Below are 21,462 nucleotides of genomic sequence, written 5' to 3'. Positions count from 1 at the left end.
CCGGCTTGGCCGCTTATACCGCCGCGCCGGGCTCCGCCTAGTTTATTCACCCTGTACGCCTCCTTCCCTTTGACTCAGCCCCTTCCGCCCGCCACTCCTTCTGCCGCCGCTCCTACCATTGTGCTAGCCGGGGCCACCGGGGCGCTGGGCCTCCTGATTGCCCACCACCTGCGCCAGCGCGGCGCCGCCGTACGAGCACTAGTGCGTTCCAGCGCCCTGCACAAAGCCGAAGCGCAATCGTTGCGGCTGCAAGGCGCCGAGGTGGTGGAAGTTGACTACAACAGCGTAGCCGACCTCACGCAAGCTTGCGCCGGCGCTACTTGCGTGGTATCAGCCCTATCCGGCCTGCGCGACATTATCGTGGACGCACAAACTAGGCTCCTGGAAGCGGCCGTGGCAGCCGGGGTTCCGCGCTTCATTCCCTCCGACTTTTCCGCCGATTTCACCAAGCTGCCCGAAGGCTCCAACCGCAACTTCGACTTGCGCCGGGAGTTTCAGCGGCGGCTCGATAAAGCGCCCATTCAGGCCACGTCCGTTCTCAACGGTATGTTCATGGATTTGCTCACGGGCCAGGCGCCGCTGGTGCAACCCGGCATCAGCCGGATAGTGTACTGGGGCGACGCCGACCAGCCGCTGGACTTCACCACGATGGTAGATACGGCCGCCTTCACCGCCGCCGCCGCCCTCGACCCAAACACGCCGCGTTACCTCCGGGTAGCCGGCGACGTGCAAAGCATCCGCGGGCTGCAAGCCGCCGCTAGTGCGGCAATGGGCAAAGAATTCAAGCTGTTGCGCGTTGGTAGCCTGGGCGTGCTAGCCGGCCTTATCAAGCTGACGAAAACCCTAGCCCCGGCCAAAGACGAAGTGTTTCCGCCGTGGCAGGGCATGCAATACATGCACAACATGCTCACGGGCCAGGCCAAGCTAGCCGAACCGCTCGACAATGCCCGCTACCCCGACATCCAGTACATTAAAGTACAGGACCTACTGGCCCGCAAGTAGCCGCCAGCCCTAAGCAAAAGAGCCTGACCAGCGCCATAAGGCGTCGGTCAGGCTCTTTGTATGTAATAAGAGTTTATGAAGTGACGGTTAGCACGGAAAGTAGAACTCCACTTCTTGCAAGCGTCCTTTCTTGAATATGAGATTCAAGGAAGCATCCATGAGTTGCCCACCATGCTCGAAAGGCAAGCTTACTGTCCCACTATCAGATCCGGCCTCTTTGACTGGTAGCGGGTAGAAGCGGCGTACGTCTTCTAGAGTTGTGTTTTGGTTGAGAACCAGCTTGCCAATATTGCCGTAGAATTTTCCCGTTGTTACGTCAAAGAGATATAGAATGGCCTGGTTACCATTCACATCGTACATCGTTTTGCTATAGTACCAGAAGTCACCTTCCGGGCTGTTTATGGGGATATCCAACACGCTTCCGCATTCCACAGCACCTTTCGCAATGCTGTCTGGGCGGCCTAATTGTTTGATTAAGGCCTGCGTGGTGAGTTGTCGGTGTGGCTTGCCATTGACGGTGAATAGTTCATCTTGAATGCGCTCAGAGTTGGCAGCTACTGCATTTGCCCCTACTGCGCTGGCACTGTCGGCGTGGGAGGTAGCTTGCTCCTTTACAGGCGTGGCTGGCTGCTCTACACTGGCTGCGGCGGGCGTAGATGGGCTGCTTTGGCAGGCAATAGCCAAACTCAGTAGCAGCGGCGACAAACGGAATAGAAGCTTCATAGTGGTGCTAAATAAGGTCAAACGCTGGTTTCGTGGGCAATACTAGCAGCTGGAGCTTGCATTATGGCTTCTGTTGTTGAAGCCCGAATGATATACACTATGCTATATTACAGAGCGTTGCATCTTGCTGCCTAACCACCACCTTATTATGAAGACTTCATTACTCGGTTTATTGCTAGTTGCGCCTTGGCTGGTGCAGGCCCAGACGCCCTTCACCATTAAAGGCACAATTGGTAAGCTGAATGCGCCGGCCAAAATCTACTTATTGCAGGGGATGCAGCCCACGGATTCTGCAACGCTCAAAAATGGCACCTTCGAGTTCAAGGGCACTACTGACATACCGAAGCCGGCGAGTCTGGTAATAAAGCGCAACGGCAAGCTAGGAGAAGGCCTATTCGGGCCAACCGATGAAGCCAGAATATACCTAGAGCCTAGCCCAATCGTGGTTACCAGCCCCGATTCGCTGAAAAACGCCCGCATTACGGGAGGCCCCATCAACGCCGACCACCAACGGTTGGTGGCCTCCTCGAAACCCTTGCTCGTCAAACAGAAAGCATTGGGGGCCGAATATCAGAAGGCAACGGAGCAAGAGCGCGGAACACCCGAGTTCAAAGAGCGAATGGAGGCTATGGGCCAAGCCCTTTTCAAAGAATACGCGCAGAGCGACATGGCGTTTATTAAGGCCAACCCTACCTCTTGGGTGAGCTTGTACTCTTTGCATAGCTTAAAAATGATACAGCAACCACAATATTACGAGGTTGCGCCGCTGTATGAGGCACTAAGCCCAGAGTTAAAGAAAAGCGCGCCCGGCCGCCAGTACGGCGACATGGTGCAGGGACTTAAGGTTACAGCAGTAGGCGCTCAGGCGCCAGCTTTCACGCAGAAAACGCCCGAGGGCAAGGCAGTATCGTTAACCGACTACCGGGGCAAATACGTGCTAATTGACTTCTGGGCCTCCTGGTGTAAACCTTGCCGCGCAGAAAACCCCGCCGTAACCAAAATATACAACCAGTATAAAGGCCGCAACTTCGATATCTTGGGCGTGTCGCTCGACGACGAGAAAGGGCGCGAAAAATGGCTGAAAGCCATCCAGGACGACCAGTTGGCTTGGACGCAGGTATCGGACCTGCGCGGTTGGGAAAACCAGGTGGCCCGGCTTTATGGGGTGCAGGGCATTCCGCAGAACTTCCTGATTGACCCAACCGGCAAAATCGTGGCCTTTAACCTGAAAGGCGACGACCTAAAGAACACCCTGGCCCGCTACATCAAGTAAGCTAGCCACAGCCATATAAGTTAAACGCTAATTCCCCTCCTCAACTGAAGAGGGAATTAGCCTCTTGCCACTTACGGACTACCACTCCCAAGCCGCATACTCTGGAATTTCACTATCATAGCGGCCATGAAGAACCTTCTGCTGCTCACGGTATTGCTTGGCCTGCTACTGCCCCAGGCCCTACTGGCGCAAACCACCAAAACTGCCGTTAAGCCAAAGCCTACTGCTGCCGCTGCGCAATCTGGTAACCCAATATTCCCGGGCTGGTACGCCGACCCCGAAGCCATCATTTTCGGCAAGCAATATTGGGTGTACCCCACCTACTCGGCGCCCTACAACCAGCAGGTGTTGATGGATGCGTTTTCGTCGCCCGATTTGGTGCACTGGACCAAGCACCCGCGCATTGTGGATACGGCCAGCGTTAAGTGGGCCAAGCGGGCTATGTGGGCTCCGTCCGTCATCAAAAAAGACAGCAAATATTTTCTGTTCTTCGGGGCCAACGATGTGCACGAGGGCGAAATTGGTGGCATTGGGGTAGCCGTAGCCGACCGGCCGGAAGGTCCGTTCAAGGACCTCCTAGGCAAGCCACTCGTCGGCAATATCCACAACGGCGCCCAACCCATCGACCAGTTCGTATTTCAGGACAAAGACGGGCAGTACTATCTGCTGTATGGTGGCTGGTCGCACTGCAATATGGCGCGCCTCAAGCCCGATTTCACTGGCTTCCTGCCTTTTCCTGATGGCAGCACCTTCAAGGAAATAACGCCCCAGAACTATGTGGAAGGGCCGCTGATGTTCCAGCGCGGCGGCAAGTACTACTTCATGTGGAGCGAAGGCGGCTGGACCGGGCCCAACTACTCGGTGGCCTACGCCGTGGCCGATTCTCCGCTGGGACCCTGGCAACGGGCGGGCAGGATTTTGCAGCAAGACCCGAAAGTAGCAACTGGCGCCGGCCATCATTCGGTGCTGCAAGTGCCGGGTACCGACGAATGGTATATTGTGTATCACCGCCGCCCCCTCACCGAAACCGACCAGAATCACCGCGTCACCTGCATCGACCGAATGTATTTTGACGCGCAAGGCCGCATTCAGCCCGTGAAAATTACTGAAGAAGGTGTAGCCGCCCGCAAGCTGTAATTAGCATCTGCTTGCTTCAACGTCTGCGTGCACGTTCACTTGCGCGCTTCGTACTTTATTCACTAGTAGTCTGCACCTGCTCTTACTGCACAGTTATCCTGTTTTATGAGCTCCAGTCCGATGGCTTTTCAACCGCCGGGCCAGTCGTCCGCTAGTTAGAAAGGGAGAAATCCTACGACCAGTCTGAGGGCCGAAAAGCCGTCGGGCTAGGTAAACCAGTTCTGAAACTGCACTTAAAAAACAACTGATATGCGTCTGCTGGCTTTAACTTGTGTTTTTATCGCCTTTACTCTAGGGGGCTGCGCTACAAAAAAGGCCGACAAGCCGCAGCCCGAGCCAACCACTGCGGTATTAATATTCAGCAAAACCAGCGGCTTCCACCACGAGTCGATTCCGGCTGGCATCCGAACAATTCAAGCCATGGGCCAAGAGAATAACTTCCAGGTTGATACCACTACGGATGCCAAACTATTCACAACGGCGGGGCTACGGCGCTATCAAGCGGTAATATTTCTGAGTACCACGCAGGACGTGCTGAACGACGACCAGCAGAATGCTTTCCAACAATATATCCGCAGTGGCCGGGGTTTTGTTGGGGTACACGCCGCCACCGATACAGAATACGACTGGCCCTGGTATGGGCAACTGGTAGGCGCTTATTTCAATGGCCATCCGGCAGTGCAGGCAGCTACCGTGCGCGTCACCAATACCACTCATCCGGCTACTGTGGGTTTGCCGGCGCAGTGGGCGCGTACTGATGAGTGGTACAATTTCCGTAACCTCAACCCCACCCTTACGGTGCTGGCCACGCTTGATGAAAGCACTTACACTGGCGGCACCAACGGCCCCAACCACCCTATTGCTTGGTATCATGAATTTGAGGGTGGCCGGGCGTTTTATACCGGAGGCGGCCATACCAATGAGAGCTTCGACGAGCCGTTGTTTCGGCAGCACTTGCTGGGCGGCATTCGTTATGCTATTGGCAAAGAGTAAGGCCAAGCACTAATACGCTGCCGCGCTTTGCTCGACCTAATTTATATCCACTCAGGCACGCAGGCCTAAGCGTGGAACTACGCCTAAACGGCAGCCTCTTTTACGTTGCTGACCCCAGCGGTATTGCGGACTGCCGCGCAGCCGCTACAGTCGCTGGCTGGCGGCCGGAACCAGTTTCGCGCAGCAATAAGCTAGCCAGCAGAGCTACGCTGGTGCAGCAAATCCAGAACAGCCCGCCAGTCATGAAGTGGGCGCTAGGGTCGTCGGCGTTGCCCAGGCTTTGGCCGTACACGCGCGCAAACAACGGCCCCAGCACCGCCGAGACGCCGAACGTGAGAAAGTTCATGGCGCCGGTGGCACTGCCTTTCACTTCGTCGGGGTTGGCTTCTTTGATGATGGAATACGGAATCATGGCCGCGCCCGAGGCCACCCCAAACAGGAACAGGCTACCATAGAGCGGTAGTAGCGTGGGCAAAAAGAGTTGTTGCAGCCCAATTACTATCATAGCAGCTGCGCCACCGAACAACACTGGCTTGCGGCGCCCAATACGGTCGGCTACCCAGCCCAGCAACGGGCACCCCACCACCCAGCCTAGTGGCACCATCGAGCAGGCCCAAGTAGCGGCGGCGTAGCTCATCTGCTGGTCTTGCTGCAATGAGGCCACGCCCCAGTTCATGGCGAAAATAGTAGTGGGAGCAAATAGCAACCCCGCAATCAGCCCACACAGGTAGGACTGCGGGTTGCGGAACACAATTTTGTAGGGTTGCAGAAAGCCGCCCGCTGCCACGGGCTTACGGGCTTGCTCGGCGGCATCATTGGGGGTAATGAAATACAGCGCCAGCGCCGTAGCCAGGTTGGCCGCGCCCATCAACATCCAAAACAGTTGTACATCGAACCCGTTGTGAATCAGCGGCCCTACCACCGACTGCCCCAAGGCGCCACCCAGCATGCCCAGGCACTGCGTAGCGCCAATGGCCGTAGCCAACGAACCCGCCCGAAACCCTCGTGAAGCTAGGTACACCGACCCCGTAAAGGCAAACGCCGAGCCCGCTCCTTGCAACAGCCGCCCCGCATTACCAGCGGCTGCGCCGGGCACTGCAAACAGCGCGCTACCGACGGCCACCACCAGCACGCCCACCGGCAGGGCATACTTGGCGCCGGTGCGGTCTAAGGCAATACCGGCTACTAGCCCAGCCAACGAGTAGGTGTAGTAGTACGTACCCAGAATGGAGCCGACTTCCAGGTTGCTGACCCCAAACACACCAGCTAGCTCCGGAATCATGACGGCCGGGCCTGAGCGTACGGCGTATTCCAAAAAGTAAAACAGCAAAGAAAACACCCAGGCAATGACATAAGGCCGAGTGCTGCGTTGGTTGTCGAGTTGTTCCATTTTGCGCGTACGACACCGAAGTACGCAAGCCCCTAGCCTACCCTTCCGATGCCCTGGTTTAATGCAAGGGTTGTACCCCGTGGCCGCCGCATTGGTTTTATTTAATCGAGAAGCGGACTGGCAAGTACCTGACTTACTGAACCCCGGCTGCCCTCAACGCCGCCAGCAGTTTATCACTGCTGAAGGAAAAAGGCACTGTGCTACCGTCGCTGCTGATGTGGGTGGAATAGGTTTTCGACCACAGAAACGTATGCTCCTGCACCGGCCCGAAAGCCGACCAGGGGATAAATAACGGGGGATGCCCGATAAAGAAAATTTTCCAGGTGGTCAGGTACAGGCCCTGTGGAGTGAAACCAGCCCGGGCGGCATTTTTGTAGTTTGCTACTCCCACGCGCAGGAAAGTTAGCGTCTCCCGATGTGCAGTGGCGGGCACAGCCTCCACTGCATATTGCGCGGCCAGCCGCTGCCAGCCCATGCGGGAAATCATGAATACAATCAAGCACCAAAAAGCCCCGAAAACAGGGATAAACAGCAGCGGAAGCCAGGGCACAATAGGATGCATGCTTTTCCATACGCTTCCTGTGCGCCGCCGGTTAATACGCTCCTGTAGATGCGGCAATATGGCCGCTATCCGCTACATATTCTTTGGCTACCAATAACGCCGCTAGACTGTGTACCAGTACTTGTTGGTGGGGTAGCTGTGGGTGGCTGTAATGTTGTTGGACACCAGCGCCACGGCCAGCAATAGCAGCACGCCTACCAGTGCCGGCAGCAGCACATACCAGCAACCCAGCGCTTTTAGCTGCTCCGAGCCTACCGTGACAATGAGGGCGGTAGCGCCGCCGGGTGGGTGCAACGTTTTGGTTATTTGCATCACCACACTAGATAGTGCCACGGCCAGCGCCGATGCCAGCCACATTTCCCCGCCCACCAATTTCTGCGCCGTCACGCCGATAAGGGCACTGAGCACGTGCCCGCCCAGCAGATTGCGGGGTTGCGCCAACAGACTATTGATAACACCATAAATCAGCACCGACGAGGCCCAAACGAACCGACGAGCAGCATGGTGTTGGTGGACCCAAACTCATAGCGGCTCAGCAGCCCGATTCCCACAAACGCCCCACGAACGTCCAGAAGTGCTCCTTGTAATCGAACAGCGTTTCCTGGTAGATGATGCCCTTTACCCGACGCACGTGTCCCCGTAGTTTTCTTCGCATTGGCAACAATTGACCGCGCCCAACAATACGTTCTGCCGCCACAAGTAAGGCATCAGCCGCAGGCCTATCGTGGTAACCCCATCCTCGTAGGTCTGGGTTTCTGAATAGCCGAGGGTAAAATTTACAGTGCGGGCGGCGTATTTCTGGAATACAGAAATCTCGAATAATAGGACAGTACAGGACAGTTGCTACTACCCTGGCAGGTTGCTTTACGCCTCTTATTTAGCTGCTTATGGTGCCTTATCCACCTTTGGTTTTTCAGGAAAATCGGCACATGCGCAAAAACCGCTTGTTCGTGCTAGCGCAGGTTTGCTGGCTGTTGCTTGTTGCCTCGTGCACGGTGGGGCATAGCGGGAGGCCAGCAGCTACTACGGCTGCTATTCCCACCAAAGAGCAGGTTGGGGCCAGCCAGCTACCCGCAGATATTGCGCCGGTGCGGGCTCCGTTTACCATGCCAGCCTTCCGAAAACCATCGTTCCCGGCCTACACACGCAGTATTGTTGAGCAAGGAGCCCATACCGGCGCCAAAGTCACAGCCGAAATCCAAGCTACCATCGACGAGGTAAGCCAGCACGGCGGGGGCACGGCAGTGGTGCCGGCCGGCAAATGGCACACCGGGCGTATCAGCCTGAAAAGCAACGTAAACCTGCACCTCGATGAAGGCGCGGAACTGTATTTCAGCGGCGAAGTGAAGGATTACCGCCCGGCCGTATTTACCCGCACCGAGGGCGTGGAGGTCATGTCGTTGGGCGCCTGCATTTATGCCAACGGGCAACAAAACATTGCCGTGACGGGCAAAGGCAAACTTATCGGGCCCACGCAGGGCGGCTCGGTACGCAAGCAGACGATGACCCACGACGTGGTGGAAAACGTGGTGCTGGCCAGTACGCCGGTAGCGCAGCGGGTGTACGAAGGCCACAACGGCAGCATCGTTTTTCCACCCATGTTCATTTCGCCCATTAACTGCCGCAACGTGTACATCGAAGGTGTTTCGCTGGAAAACACGGCCTTTTGGAACATTGTGCCGGTGTACTGCGACGGAGTGATTATCCGGGGCGTAACAGTGAATTCGGTGGGCATTCAGCGCGGCGACGGTATTGACGTGGAATCGTCGCGCAACGTGCTGATTGAGTACTGCACTTTAAGTTGCGGCGACGACTGTTTCACCATCAAGGCCGGGCGCGGTGAGGACGGCCTGCGGGTGAACATGCCCACCGAAAATGTGGTAGTGCGCTACTGCTTGGCGCGGGAAGGGCACGGCGGCATCACCTGCGGCAGTGAAACAGCAGCCCTGATTCGCAACCTGTACGTGCACGACTGCGTGTTCGACAATACCGGCGTGGGTATTCGCTTCAAAACCCGACGCTCACGCGGAGGCGGGGGCGAAAATCTGACTTATGAGCGCCTGCGCATGAACCTGAAAGCCACGGCGTTTCACTGGGATATGCTGGGCAGCGCCACCCACGTAGGCGCGCTGGCCAGCCGATTGCCTGCCCTGCCCATTACCCCTCTCACGCCGCATTTCGCCAACAATACCGCCCGCCACATTCTGGTAGAGCAAGCCAGCCAGTTTGTGAAAGTGGAAGCCATTCCGGAAACGCCGCTCACCAACGTGCTGCTGGAAAATATTGAGGTAAACGCGCAGAAACTATTTACGGGCGCCGACCTCCAAGGCTTCACCGTGCGGCGTGCCACCCTCCGTACTGCCGCCGCCCAGATTACGCTGCTTGATGCCCGGCAGGTGCTGTTCGAGGAAGTGAAGTTCGTGGTGCCGGGCAACGCCGTGCAAGCCACCGTAACGGGCGACAAATCCGCTGACATTCGTTTCAAGAATTGTGAACCGCAAAAACCCGCAAACTGGTCGCAGCCCACTTGGAACAAGCAGCACTAAGCCGATACATCCTGTTACAATCCTCCCCAAGCACAGAGAGATACAGCAGAAGCAAGGTTCTGACTGTAAAAGCTTTAGCCAAGTAGCAGGGCCATCCGGTTTTTATTGCAGCATGCTAGCTTACTAACTGCGGTTCTGATAACTTTAACATTCAACCTTTCTTCCGTACCATCTGAGTTGCCCTTTTCAGCGTGTATACTCCTGCCCCTTCCTACAATGAGCAGCGCCACGGCGAGGACCTGGCGCTGTGGCAAGCCTTCCGGGCGGGGCAGCAGCAGGCATTGGCTACCCTCTTCGACCGTTACGCGCAGCAGCTCTACGCCTACGGGCACCACATCACCGCCGACGAGGAGGCCGTGAAGGACGGCATCCAAACGTTGTTCGTGACGCTGTGGGCGCGGCGGGAGCATTTGGCGGCAGAGGTATCGGTGAAGTTCTACCTGTACGGCAGCCTGCGGCGGGAGCTGCTTAAGCTGCGCAAGGAAGCGCGCATGTGGGTGCCAAGCGCCGAGCACCTTGAAAACGAGCCGTCGGTGGAGCAGCAGCTAATGGCTTCCGAAGACGAGCACCACCGCACTATCAAGCTCAGCACCTCATTGGGCCAGCTTTCCGGCCGGGAAAAGGAAATTATCAACCTGAAGTATTTCAACAACTTCAAAATCAGAGAAATTGCCGACTTGCTTCAAGTCAACGAGCAAACGGTTTCCAACCTGCTGTACCGCGCCCTTCAGAAGCTGCGCCGTTCTTTCACTATCAGCTTGGCCCTGCTGCTGTTGCTGCCGGGCAGCTGAGGGTCCTTACCATTTTTCGTAGCAGGTTGCACTGTACTATACAGTAAGCCTCAAAGGCCATTATGCTGAGCTTACCGGAGCAAAAAAAATATTTAAAGAATTACTGCGCGATGCGTGGTAGAAAAATGGTTGGGCTTGCTCTTACCTAGCACAGGCCTTTACTCCGGCAACCGCACTGCCCGGACGATAGCCGCTGACTGATGCCCGGCCCCCACGATTACCTCTCTTTTTCTGCCGAAGACTTTGCCCAGGACGAGCATTTTGCACGCTGGGTACTCACCCCCGATGCCGACACCGAAGCGTTCTGGCAGCAGTGGTTAACCACGTACCCGTTTCAGCGCGACGAGGTGGAGCTGGCGCGCCACTTGCTGCTGGCCCTGCACCAGCTGCCCCAGGTGCGCCTTACCACCGACGAAAAGCAGGACCTCAAGCAGCGTATTTTCACGGAAATAGGGGCCGAGCAAACGCCCACCACGCCAGCCTTCCACTCGCGCCACCGCGGCAACTGGTATTGGGCGGCAGCAGCACTTGTTTTCGCGCTGCTGGGGGGCTGGCAGCTGTGGCAGGTGCGTCAGCCAAGCGCCAGTTCCTACGAAACGCTTGTAGCGGCAGCCCGGCAAGCAGAAGCACTGAAGGAAGTGGTGAATACTGGGCCCCAAACGCGCCTGGTTAATCTGCCTGACGGTAGCTCGGTGCTGCTACGCCCGCGTACTCGCTTGGCGTTTCCGGCGCGCTTCACCGGACTTACCCGCGTGGTGTACTTAAAGGGCGACGCGTTTTTTGAGGTGTCGAAGAATCCCGAGCGGCCCTTCTTCGTCTCGACGGCGCATTTGGTAACCAAGGTGCTCGGCACCAGTTTCGAGGTGCAGGCCCAGCCCGAGGCGCCCGCCGTGGTAGTGACAGTGAAAACCGGGCGGGTATCGGTGTATCCGCAGGAAAGCCAGCAGGCGCAACGGCAGTTGCACACGCGCAAGCTGGAAGGCTTTGTGTTGGCGCCCAATCAGCAGGTCATCTATCATCTGCAAAACCGGAAGCTGCTTCGCTCCTTGGTTCCGCAGCCCATTTTGCAGCCCGGCGCCCCGCGTACGGTTGCTTTCGAATACGCCGAAACACCGATTCGCAAAATATTCGCCGATATCGAGCAAGCCTACAACGTGGACATCGTGTACGACGAAACCACGCTGGGCAACTGCCCGATTACGGCCTCTCTCTCCGACGAACCGCTTTTTGAAAAGCTCAACCTGCTGTGTAAAGCAGTGCACGCCAGCTACGAAGTACTGGATACTCAGATTGTTGTGACGGGTTTCAGCTGCCAGTAATCCGCCTTTTCACTTGCTGCTATGACCTGACCCGCTACTGTTTTCCGCGCAAAAGAGCCGGCGAAGCTTGCACCGCCCGGCCGCTATATAACGTCGTGCCATCCGGCCAGATGGAGACGCCAGTTCCTCCCTAAAAATCCCCCGCAATTATGGCTACTACGTTACCCTCCCGGATTCGGCTGGGGTTATCCGCTCCATTTCTCGGCCTAGCTTGGTCGTTGGCACCCCAGCCCGCAGCCGGCGCCAATCTGTTGCCGCAGCGGCAGGAAATTCTCTCTCGAACTATTACACTGGAAGTCAACGACCTGGAGCTGAAAACCGCGCTAGACCGCATCGGCCAGCAGGCCGATGTGAAGTTTGTGTATAGCTCGCGCATAGTGGATGCGCACCGCAAAGTATCGTTGCAGGTGCAGCAGCAGCAACTGTCCACGGTACTCACTCAGCTGTTTGAGCCACTCAACCTGGCTTATGAGGTGCTGAAAGGGCAAGTGGTTATCAGCCGCCGGGCCACCAAAACGGGCGCGCTACTCCCAGCCTCCCAAGCCACAGCTGCCACCGCCGACGTAACCGTAACCGGGCGCGTGGCCGATGCCAAAGGAGGCGGCCTGCCGGGCGTAACAGTGGTAGTGAAAGGCACCACCCAGGGCACTTCCACCGATGGCAACGGCAACTTCACGCTGGCCGTGCCCAGCGGCGGCACTTTGGTTTTCAGCTCGATTGGGTTTGTGTCGCAGGAAGTACCCGTAACGGGACCTACGCTGAACGTGGTGCTGGCCGAGAATACCAAAGCCCTAGACGAGGTGGTGGTAATTGGCTACGGGACGGTGCGCAAGCGCGACCTGACCGGCGCGGTGTACTCCGTGAAGGCCGATGACATTACGAAAACGCCCACCCACAACGCTGTGGAAGGCTTGCAGGGCCGCGTACCGGGCGCCGACATCACTCGGGCTTCGGGTGCGGCCGGGGCCAACTCCAACATTCTGATTCGGGGTACCCGCTCCATCAACGGAGCCAACAACGGCCCGCTGGTGGTTATCGACGGGTTTCAGGGCGGCAACATCAGTGACCTGAACCCCAACGACATCGAGAGCATTGAGGTGCTGAAAGATGCCAGCTCCACGGCCATTTACGGGGCGCAGGGGGCCAACGGGGTACTCATTGTAACCACCAAGCGTGGGTTGGCCGGCAAAGTGCAGGTGAACTATAACGGCTACTACGGCGTGAACGACTACCAGTTCCCCGACTCCCGCACCGGCGACGACTACCTGGCGCTGCGCCGGGAAGCTTGGCGCGCCACCGGCGACTGGAACAGCCCCACCGACGACCCCAAAATCTTCCCCGACCCCGGCGAATACGACGCTGTGCAAAACGGGCAGTGGGTGAACTGGATTGATCAGGTGAAAAACCGCGGCACCCAGCAAAGCCACGCCGTATCGTTGCGCGCCGGCTCCGACAAAACCCGGGTGTTCAGCTCGTTGGGCTACTTCCGCGAGGAAGGCATGCTGAAAAACAACAACTACAACCGCTACAACGCCCGCCTAAACGTCGACCAAACCATCAGCAAGGTATTCAAGGCGGGGCTGCTGAGCCAGGTGAATTTCTACAAACAGAACGACCGGCAGAACCCGCTCGGCCAGGCTACGCAGATCAGTCCGCTGGGCGTACCCTACAACGAGGCCGGCGAAGTCAACCTCTACCCTATTGCCGCCGACCAGACGCGCATCAGCCCCTTGGCCGATGAGCGAGGGCCCTACGTAGCCCGCGACAACACCATTCGTACCAACGTCATTGCCAATGGCTACCTGGAAGTGACGCCGCTGGAAGGCCTGACGTTCCGCTCCAACCTAGGTACCAACCTCGACTTCCGGCGGCGCGGTATCTACAACGACCGTACTTCCTTCTCGCAGGCCAACAACCGCACGGCCGTAGCTTCCACGGAAAACACCTTCAATCGGTTTCTGAACTGGGACAATATCCTGACATACAGCCGCGAGATAGGCAAACACTCGCTCACGCTCACCGGCATCACCAGCTACATCCGCAGCGACATCGACAACACCTACGCCAGCGGCACCAACCAGCTGCTGGCCTCGCAGCTGTTTTACGATTTGAGTTCGACCAGCACAGCCACTACGCGTAACATTTTGTCGCCTTACGTGGGCTCCGAGAACATGGCGTATGCCGCGCGCGTCAACTACAGCTTTGCCGGCAAGTACCTGCTCACGCTGAGCGGCCGCTACGACGGCGCCTCTCGCCTCGCGCCGGGCAACAAGTGGGACTTTTTCCCTTCCGTGGGCGTAGGCTGGAACATTGCCGACGAAGCCTTTTTGCAGGATACCCGCTGGCTTTCTCAGTTGAAGCTGCGGGCCAGCTACGGCGTGTCGGGCAACTATTCCATTGCGCCCTACGGCACCCAGAGCGTGTTGTCGGCCAGCTCACGCATGAGCTTTGGCGAGGTACCAGCGCAGTTCTATCAGTTCCAGCCAACGGTGGGCAACCCCAACTTGGGCTGGGAAAAATCGGCGGCGTTGAACCTGGGCCTGGATTTGGGCTTGTTTGACAATCGTTTGTCGGCGACGCTGGACGTGTACAATACCAACACTTCCGACATTCTGCTGCTGCGCCCGCTGCCCATTTCCTCGGGCGTGACGCAGGTGTACGAGAACATCGGGGCGACGCGCAACCGGGGCGTGGAGCTGGCCATTACCTCGCAGAACATTGCCACCGACAAGCTGCGCTGGTCCACTACGCTCACCTTCACGCGCAACCGCGAGGAAATCACCAAGCTCATCAACGACCGGGACATTATTGCGACGGGTACGCCGGAAACCAGCTCGCTGCTGCTCGGGCGGCCTATTGGCTCGTTCTACTCCTACCAAAAGCTGGGCATCTGGCAAACCAGCGAAGCCGATGAGGCTGCGCAGTACAAAATCGGTAACTACTCCTTCAAGCCCGGCGACATCAAGCTGGCTGACCTCAACGGCGACTTCACCTTCAACGCCAGCGACCAGGGCTACATCGGCTCGACGGTACCGAAGTGGGTGGCGGGCCTGCAAAACACGGTGAGCTACCGCAACTTCGATTTGAGCGTGCTGGCCGTAGCCCGCTACGGGCAGTTTATCGACGCCAAGTTTCTGGGCCGCTACAACACTTCGGGCGGCGGCAACGGCCCGGCCATCCTCGACTACTGGACGCCCGAAAACCCCAGCAACGACTTCCCGCGCCCGCGCCGGGGCACCACGCTCAGCTCCTACCAGGGCTACACCGGCTACCAAGCCCTGAACTTTGTGGACGGCTCGTTTTTCAAGATTCGGACGCTGACGCTGGGTTACAACCTGCCGAAAGCCTGGGCTGGCAAGGCCCTGCTGGAAAACGCCCGCCTGTACGTAACCGGCACCAACCTGCTGATTATCACCAAGAGCGACCTGATTGAAAATTACGACCCGGAGCGGGGCGGCGACGAATCGACGCCGCTGAGCCGCCAGATAATAGTGGGTTTGAACCTGAGTTTCTAACGACTTCTCCCCCCCTCCGACGATGAAAATCTCACTAGCAAAGCATATCGGGCTGGCGGCAGTAGCCGGCGCCCTGGGCCTCACCGCCTGCAACGACCTGGACGAGTTCAACCCCTCCAACGCCACCGCCGATACCGTGTGGACGACGCCCGAAGGCTTCGTAACGGTGGTGAATGCGGCCTACTCCGAGCAGCGCTCCTGGTACGGCAAGGAAGACGGCGAGTTCATGAGCGAATCGGGTACGGACCTGTGGTTCAACCGCGACAAAAACACCTACGCCGGCCAAATCACCCAGTACGCTGGCCTGACGCCCTTGCAAGGCAACCCCAACCGCGCCGCCTGGGTGCTGCTCTGGAAATCCATTAACCTCTGCAACGCGGGCATCAACCGCATTGGCGACGCGGGCTTCAGCAACGCCGAGGAGCGTAACCGCCGCGAAGGTGAGCTGCGCTTTTTGCGGGCCTTTTATTACTGGCACCTGGTGGAAACCTACGGTGGCGTGATGTTGCGCACCGAAGAAACCAAGGAGCCAGTCCTGACGGCCACGCGCAGTTCGGTACCCGAGTTCTACGATTTGATTATCAGCGACCTGCAATTTGCCGCCGCCAACTTGCCCCTGAACTGGGGCAACGAGTACAGCCGGGCGTCGCGCAAATCGGCGCTGGGCTTTCTGGCCCGGGCCTACCTCTCGCGGGCGTATTACAGCACCGGCGCCGAGGCCCAGCAGTACTTTACCAGAGCGCGCGATGCGGCCAACGACGTAATCAACCGCAAGGGAGAGCTGCGCGTGGATTTACGCCCCGCCTACGCCGACCTCTGGAACCCAGCCAACAACAAAACGCTGGGCCGCGACGGGGGCGAGGCGCTGTACGTAATCAGCAACTCCACCAACATCGGGCTGAACTACGACGACAACGGCAACCGTTTGTTTCACGTCTTCCAGACGCAGTACAGCAACCGGCCGGGCCTGGAACTGACGCTGAACTACGGCTTCGAGAACAACCGCCGCCTGATGCCCACGCTCACGCTGCTCGACCTTTACGACCAAACGCGCGACAGCCGCTACGATGGCTCGTTTCAGGAAGTGTGGCTGGCTACTCGCGCCTACACCTGGACCACCGCCGACGCTACCACTTACCTGAAAGACCCCAGCGTGGTGGGCCGGCAGATTCGGGTGGGCGACACGGCCATGGTGATTACCAAGCGCGCCATTCCGGGCAAGCGGACGAAAAACTACGTGGTGTTCGACCGCGACGATGTGTACCTGCCGAACCGCACCATTCGCAACGGCCTGAATTTCGTGACGCTACGCAAGTTTCAGGACCCTGACCGGGCCGCCGCCAACGTGCAGGCCGGCACCAAAGACGTGGTGGTGATGCGCCTGGCCGAGATGTACCTGATTTCGGCGGAGGCCGAGAACCGCTTGGGCAACAACGCGGCCGCCGCGGCTATGGTGAACGTGCTGCGCACCCGGGCCGCTAAGAAAACGCCCGTCAACTACACGGCGGCCCTGCAAGTACCGGCCGGCGACATTACGCCGGATTTTATTCTGGATGAGCGGGCCCGCGAATTTGCCGGCGAAAACATCCGTTGGTTCGACGTGAAGCGCATGAAGGATGGGCCCAGTTTCGTGAGCTACATCAAGCAGCGCAACCCCGACATCACGCAGGTGCAGGACTTCCACCGGCTGCGGCCCATCCGGCAGGAAGAGCTGAATTCTCTGCTCAACGGCACCGAGTTCGGGCAGAACCCTGGGTATTGAGTAGCTGGTGTTGAGTGGTAGGTAGTCGGGGGTACTGTTGGGCGAATGCTACTCGGAAGCTTACCGCTCCACACTACTCCACAGCTGCTGCCTGCTACTCATCACCAACTGTCAATTTCTTCTCATTCCAAGCCTTTCCACACTGATTATGCCGCCTGTTTTTTTGGCCACCCACGCTCCCCAGATTCTGGCTTGTTGGCCCGTGCTGCATTTGCTACGCCCCCAACTCCAGCAGCATACTTTTCTGGCTCGGATTCAGCGCATGCAGCAGAGTGGCTACCAACTGGCGTATATCGAATCCGACGGCGTAGTGGTGGCCGCTATGGGGTTCCGCTACCTCGACCAGCTGGACGCTGGCACCCTCTACATCGACGACCTGGTTACGTTGCCTGCCGCGCAGAACAACGGTTACGCCAGCTACCTGCTCGACTATGCCACCAACTTGGCCCGGACGCTACGCGCGGAAGGCGTGGCCTTGGCCTCGGCTTTCTCTCAGGCCGCAGCGCAGCGGCTGTATCTGCGCAAGGGCTTTCGGCCACTGGCGTTTCATTATTATCACCCGCTCGATTTGGGAACGGGCGAATAGGTGACAGGCGCAGCCGATTAGTGTGGGCGGCTAGGTTTTAGCGGAAGCTTGGCTAGCTTTCCTGCTTGCAACGCCTCCTCAGCTAAGCGCCTTCGCTGTCGGTGGAACTGAGGCAATGCTTATTTCCTGCTACATGGAGCACCCCTTAGACAACCCCATCTGGAACGCCTTACGCACCGGCAACCACGCCCTGGCCCTCGGCGACCAGCAAGCCCGCATTCTGCCACCCGACGTAGGAGCATTTGCCGGGCTAGCCGATTACTCGCCTTCAACCTTCGCCAGCCTGCACAAGCTGCTACCGGCCGGTGCCTTAGCGGTGTTGTTTACGGCCGAAGCCATCAACCTACCCGCTGGCTGGAAGCCATTGCTGCACCGAGACTTATTGCAACTCGTGTATCCTGCACTTGTAGCTCCACCCGTCGTCGACAGCCACTTGGTGGCTTTGCAAGAGCAGGATGTACCCGCCATGCTGGCCTTAACGGCCCTGACCAACCCTGGTCCGTTTCTCGCCCGCACCATCGACTTCGGCCAGTACTACGGCGTTTTTCAGGACGGACAGTTGGTGGCTATGGCCGGCCAGCGGCTGCAACCTTCGCCGTACGTTGAAATAAGTGCCGTGTGTACCCACCCTGCACACCTCGGCAAAGGCTACGCCAACCAACTGCTGCGGCACCAAATCAAGCTTATTTTAGCCGCGGGCCGCACTCCTTTCCTGCACGTGTACGAGAACAACACCCGAGCCTACGCCCTCTACCAGCAACTGGGCTTTCAGCTGCGCAAACAGATGCAGGTGTACATCTTGGAAAGGCAAGAACAGTAGTTACTAGCCGTTCTTGCCGCGTGGCCGCCGCTATACTTTCTTGTTGAAAGCAACTATGGAACTGAAATACCGTGGTTGCTTGGTCTTACTTGTTTGCTTTATCCTATGAATCTGAATCAGTACGTTGTCAGAATACTGGCCTTAGTGGCGGGCATTACGCTGCTCCTGGCCTGGCGCCCCAAAGACAAAGACGAGCCCACCGTGTGGACATCGGTTAGCCAGCCCCTCAAAGAAATCGAGCGAATCCGTAAGCTGATTAAGGCTCCCACGTTCAAAAACAAAGACTATGCGGTGGTTGACTTTGGGGCCAAAGGCGACGGTACCACGATGAACACTGAAGCTTTTCGCAAAGCTGTGGAGGCCTGCAACGCCGGGGGCGGCGGGCGGGTGGTAGTACCGAAAGGCCGCTTCCTGACCGGCCCCATCTACCTGAAAAGCAACGTCAATCTGCACGTGAGCGAGCAAGCCATCATTGTGTTCAGCCGCAACACCAAAGACTACCCTCTGGTGCTGGTGCGCTGGGAAGGAATGGATTGCATGAATTATTCGCCCCAGATTTACGCCTACAACGAAACCAACATTGCCATTACTGGCAGCGGCACCATCGACGGCAATGCCGACAAGGACAACTGGTGGCCCTGGAAAGGCCGCACGCAATACGGCTGGCAGCCAGGCACACCCAACCAAACCAAAGCCCGCGACAGTCTGCACGTACTGATGCGCCAGCAGGTGGACCCGCGCAAACGCATTTTCGGCGACGGCCACTACCTGCGGCCGTACATGATTCAGCCCTACAACTGCAAAAACCTGCTGATTTCCGGCGTCAAGCTCATCGAGTCACCGATGTGGTTTATTAGCCCGGTGATGTGCGAAAACGTGACGGTGGAGAAGGTGCGCATCTCGTCGCACGGCCCCAACACCGACGGCTGCGACCCCGACGCCTGCAAAAACGTGCTCATCAAGGACTGCTACTTCGACACCGGTGACGACTGCATTGCTATCAAATCGGGCCGCGACGAGGACGGGCGGGGCCCCGGCAAGCCGGCAGAAAACCACATCATTGAGGGCTGTGAGATGAAAGACGGGCACGGCGGCGTGGTGCTGGGCAGTGAAATTGCCGGGGGCGCCCGCAACATTTTCGCCCTGAACTGCACCATGAGCAGCCCCGATCTGGACATCATTCTGCGCATCAAAACCAGCTCTTCCCGCGGCGGTATCATCGAGAACATCTTCCTGAAAGACATCAAGGTAGGCACCTACAAAATGGCGGCCGTGCATTGCACCATGTTCTATGAGAAGCCCGGCAAGTTTTTGCCCACCGTGCGCAACATATGGGTGGAAAACCTGGACGTAGCTGATGGCGGGGAATACGGCGTGTTTGTCAATGCCTACAAAGAGTCGCCGGTGAAGAACCTACGGCTGGTTAACTCCACCATCAGAAGCGTGGACAAGCCGCTGCAAATCGACTACGAGCAGGGCCTGGTGTTGCAGAATGTGCTCATCAACGGCCAGCCCGTGAAGCCCACGAGTAGCCCGGCCAAGTCGCCTAAAAAGTAGTTTGGCTCTAGGCGGCTACTAGCGGTAGCCCAACGGGGCGTTGGCGCGGTGTAGGCCACGCCAGCGCCCCGTAGTTGCGCAAAACGCGGCTGTACGCCTCGGCTACACCCGCAGTTTGACACCCGTTTTCAAGTAGTTTCTTTCCTGGTTACCTCTCTTTGCATGGGCACTCGTTACGCGCGCTTCTGGCTGTTTTTGTGCTTGCTTTCAACTGGCATCAGCCAACTAAAGGCGCAGAATTCGCCGGCCCCGATAAAGCTGCTGGAGTTTGTGCTGACCCCTGGGGCGGAAGACTGGAAGTACAGCGTGGGCCAGCCGGCGGTGGTGCAGGTGACGGTGTTGAAGAATGACGTGCCCTTGAAAAACGTGACGCTCAGCTACGAAGCGGGCCCGGAAATGCTGCCTGCCGACACCAAAGGCACTGTGCTGCTGAAGCGAGGACAAGGCAAAATCAAGCTGGGCACTAGCCAGCAACCGGGCTTCCGGCAGTTGGTAGTGAAAACGGAGTACCAAGGCAAAACCTACAGCGGCCAAGTGAAAGTGGGCTTTTCGCCGGAGCGGATTCAGCCCACCGTTGCGTTGCCCGCAGACTTTCTGGCGTTCTGGAACCAGGCCAATGCCGAAGCAGCCCAAGTGCCAATGGCGCCCTTGCTCACCCATCTACCCGAGCACTCCACGGCCACCGTGGATGTGTACCTGGTTAGTTTGCAGCATTACCGGGTGGGGCAGCGCCTATACGGCTACCTCTGCAAGCCCAAAGCACCCGGCAAGTACCCGGTTTTGTTTCAGCCGCCAGGGGCCGGGGTCAAGCCGTTCAGTCCGGTTACTGCCTATGCCGAGCAAGGCTACATCAGCTTCAGCATCGAGATTCACGGCTACTCTCCCCTACTAAGCAGCGAAGAATACAAAACCATCAATAAAGCAGTAGGCAACTACCAAACCCAGAACCTAGCAGACCGCAACGCCTATTACTACAATACAAGCGGGTGTACCTCGGGTGCGTGCGCGCCGTAGATTACCTGTGCAGCCTGCCCGAGTTTGACGGCAAAAACGTGGTAGTAACCGGAGGCAGCCAAGGCGGCGCGCTGGCCATTGTTACGGCCGCTCTAAATAAGCGCGTTACCGCCTTGGCGCCCTTCTATCCAGCTCTCTGCGATTTAACCGGGTATCAGCACGGCCGGGCCGGAGGCTGGCCCCACTTGCTCACCGAGCGCACCACCCCCGATGCCAGCCTGCCAGCCCAACTCGCCACCATCGGCTACTACGACGTGGTGAATTTCGCCCGGCAAATCACAGTGCCCGGCTTCTACTCCTGGGGCTACAACGATAACACCTGCCCGCCTACGTCGATATATGCAGCTATCAACGCCGTGCAGGCGCCCAAAACCGTGGTTATCACGCCCATCTCAGGGCACTGGCGTTTCGAGGAAACCAACCAGCAGTCGTTGATATGGCTGAAGCAACAGCTGGCCAAGTAGAACCTACT

The 21,462-nt window shown here is 58.0% G+C and carries 19 protein-coding genes; 14 read left to right on the top strand and 5 right to left on the bottom strand.

The genetic code is table 11. The features are described from left to right. Positions 1–69: 69 nt before the first annotated feature. Entirely contained in the window at positions 70–1,002 is a 933-nt protein-coding gene (locus G536_RS0109655; RefSeq protein WP_022823387.1) for an NmrA family NAD(P)-binding protein, read from the top strand. Positions 1,003–1,089: 87 nt separating this feature from the next. On the opposite strand, the gene G536_RS0109650 is transcribed toward G536_RS0109655, so the two are convergent. After that, on the bottom strand, positions 1,090–1,686 hold the full coding sequence (locus tag G536_RS0109650; RefSeq protein WP_169515078.1) for a hypothetical protein: 597 nt from the start codon (positions 1,684–1,686) through the stop codon (positions 1,090–1,092). 187 nt (positions 1,687–1,873) lie between these two features. On the opposite strand from G536_RS0109650, the gene G536_RS0109645 reads away from it, so the two are divergent. The 3 genes from G536_RS0109645 to G536_RS27210 all read left to right on the top strand — a co-directional run bounded on the left by G536_RS0109645 (position 1,874) and on the right by G536_RS27210 (position 5,128). Beyond that, positions 1,874–2,998: a TlpA disulfide reductase family protein gene (locus G536_RS0109645; RefSeq protein ID WP_022823385.1), complete on the top strand. Its 1,125-nt coding sequence runs from the start codon at positions 1,874–1,876 to the stop codon at positions 2,996–2,998. Positions 2,999–3,124: 126 nt separating this feature from the next. Further along, a complete protein-coding gene (locus G536_RS0109640) occupies positions 3,125–4,135 on the top strand; it encodes a glycoside hydrolase family 43 protein (RefSeq protein WP_022823384.1) in 1,011 nt (336 codons plus the stop codon). Between the two features lie 249 nt (positions 4,136–4,384). Then, positions 4,385–5,128, top strand: a complete 744-nt coding sequence (locus G536_RS27210) for a ThuA domain-containing protein (protein WP_022823383.1) — start codon at positions 4,385–4,387, stop codon at positions 5,126–5,128. 100 nt (positions 5,129–5,228) lie between these two features. On the opposite strand, the gene G536_RS27205 is transcribed toward G536_RS27210, so the two are convergent. From G536_RS27205 to G536_RS32880, 4 genes are all read right to left on the bottom strand, one after another. Next, positions 5,229–6,518, bottom strand: a complete 1,290-nt coding sequence (locus G536_RS27205) for an MFS transporter (RefSeq protein WP_022823382.1) — start codon at positions 6,516–6,518, stop codon at positions 5,229–5,231. A 133-nt stretch (positions 6,519–6,651) separates the two neighbouring features. Further along, positions 6,652–7,068, bottom strand: a complete 417-nt coding sequence (locus G536_RS0109625) for a hypothetical protein (protein ID WP_169515077.1) — start codon at positions 7,066–7,068, stop codon at positions 6,652–6,654. Positions 7,069–7,182: 114 nt separating this feature from the next. Continuing rightward, positions 7,183–7,521, bottom strand: a complete 339-nt coding sequence (locus G536_RS32730; RefSeq protein WP_245575786.1) for an HPP family protein — start codon at positions 7,519–7,521, stop codon at positions 7,183–7,185. A 91-nt stretch (positions 7,522–7,612) separates the two neighbouring features. Continuing rightward, complete coding sequence (locus tag G536_RS32880) at positions 7,613–7,735, bottom strand: hypothetical protein (RefSeq protein ID WP_281170600.1); 123 nt, start codon at positions 7,733–7,735, stop codon at positions 7,613–7,615. Positions 7,736–8,009: 274 nt separating this feature from the next. Here G536_RS32880 and G536_RS27195 point away from each other — a divergent pair, with 274 nt between their 5' ends. From G536_RS27195 to G536_RS31770, 10 genes are all read left to right on the top strand, one after another. Beyond that, the gene (locus G536_RS27195) at positions 8,010–9,626 is read left to right on the top strand and encodes a glycoside hydrolase family 28 protein (RefSeq protein ID WP_051166923.1); all 1,617 of its coding nucleotides are present in this window, start codon (positions 8,010–8,012) and stop codon (positions 9,624–9,626) included. Between the two features lie 191 nt (positions 9,627–9,817). Next, a complete protein-coding gene (locus G536_RS0109610; protein WP_022823379.1) occupies positions 9,818–10,417 on the top strand; it encodes an RNA polymerase sigma factor in 600 nt (199 codons plus the stop codon). A gap of 200 nt (positions 10,418–10,617) precedes the next feature. Then, positions 10,618–11,736, top strand: coding sequence for a FecR family protein (locus G536_RS0109605; protein ID WP_022823378.1), 1,119 nt, complete (start codon positions 10,618–10,620; stop codon positions 11,734–11,736). A gap of 149 nt (positions 11,737–11,885) precedes the next feature. Beyond that, a complete protein-coding gene (locus tag G536_RS0109600; protein WP_084708554.1) occupies positions 11,886–15,251 on the top strand; it encodes a SusC/RagA family TonB-linked outer membrane protein in 3,366 nt (1,121 codons plus the stop codon). 22 nt (positions 15,252–15,273) lie between these two features. Continuing rightward, positions 15,274–17,013, top strand: a complete 1,740-nt coding sequence (locus G536_RS0109595) for a RagB/SusD family nutrient uptake outer membrane protein (RefSeq protein ID WP_022823376.1) — start codon at positions 15,274–15,276, stop codon at positions 17,011–17,013. A gap of 148 nt (positions 17,014–17,161) precedes the next feature. Beyond that, positions 17,162–17,599: a GNAT family N-acetyltransferase gene (locus G536_RS0109590; RefSeq protein WP_071837702.1), complete on the top strand. Its 438-nt coding sequence runs from the start codon at positions 17,162–17,164 to the stop codon at positions 17,597–17,599. Positions 17,600–17,732: 133 nt separating this feature from the next. Continuing rightward, on the top strand, positions 17,733–18,419 hold the full coding sequence (locus G536_RS0109585; RefSeq protein WP_026880011.1) for a GNAT family N-acetyltransferase: 687 nt from the start codon (positions 17,733–17,735) through the stop codon (positions 18,417–18,419). 105 nt (positions 18,420–18,524) lie between these two features. Continuing rightward, entirely contained in the window at positions 18,525–19,976 is a 1,452-nt protein-coding gene (locus G536_RS0109580; RefSeq protein ID WP_022823373.1) for a glycoside hydrolase family 28 protein, read from the top strand. A 162-nt stretch (positions 19,977–20,138) separates the two neighbouring features. Beyond that, entirely contained in the window at positions 20,139–20,990 is an 852-nt protein-coding gene (locus G536_RS31775; protein WP_051166896.1) for an acetylxylan esterase, read from the top strand. Further along, on the top strand, positions 20,978–21,454 hold the full coding sequence (locus tag G536_RS31770) for an acetylxylan esterase (RefSeq protein ID WP_051166895.1): 477 nt from the start codon (positions 20,978–20,980) through the stop codon (positions 21,452–21,454). The genes G536_RS31775 and G536_RS31770 overlap by 13 nt, the downstream gene beginning before the upstream one ends. Positions 21,455–21,462: the final 8 nt, after the last annotated feature.

Source organism: Hymenobacter norwichensis DSM 15439 (assembly GCF_000420705.1).
In the GTDB taxonomy this organism is placed as follows: Bacteria; Bacteroidota; Bacteroidia; order Cytophagales; family Hymenobacteraceae; genus Hymenobacter; species Hymenobacter norwichensis.
Note: the sequence above shows the minus strand (reverse complement) of the source record. Positions and strands in the feature narration are given on the sequence as shown.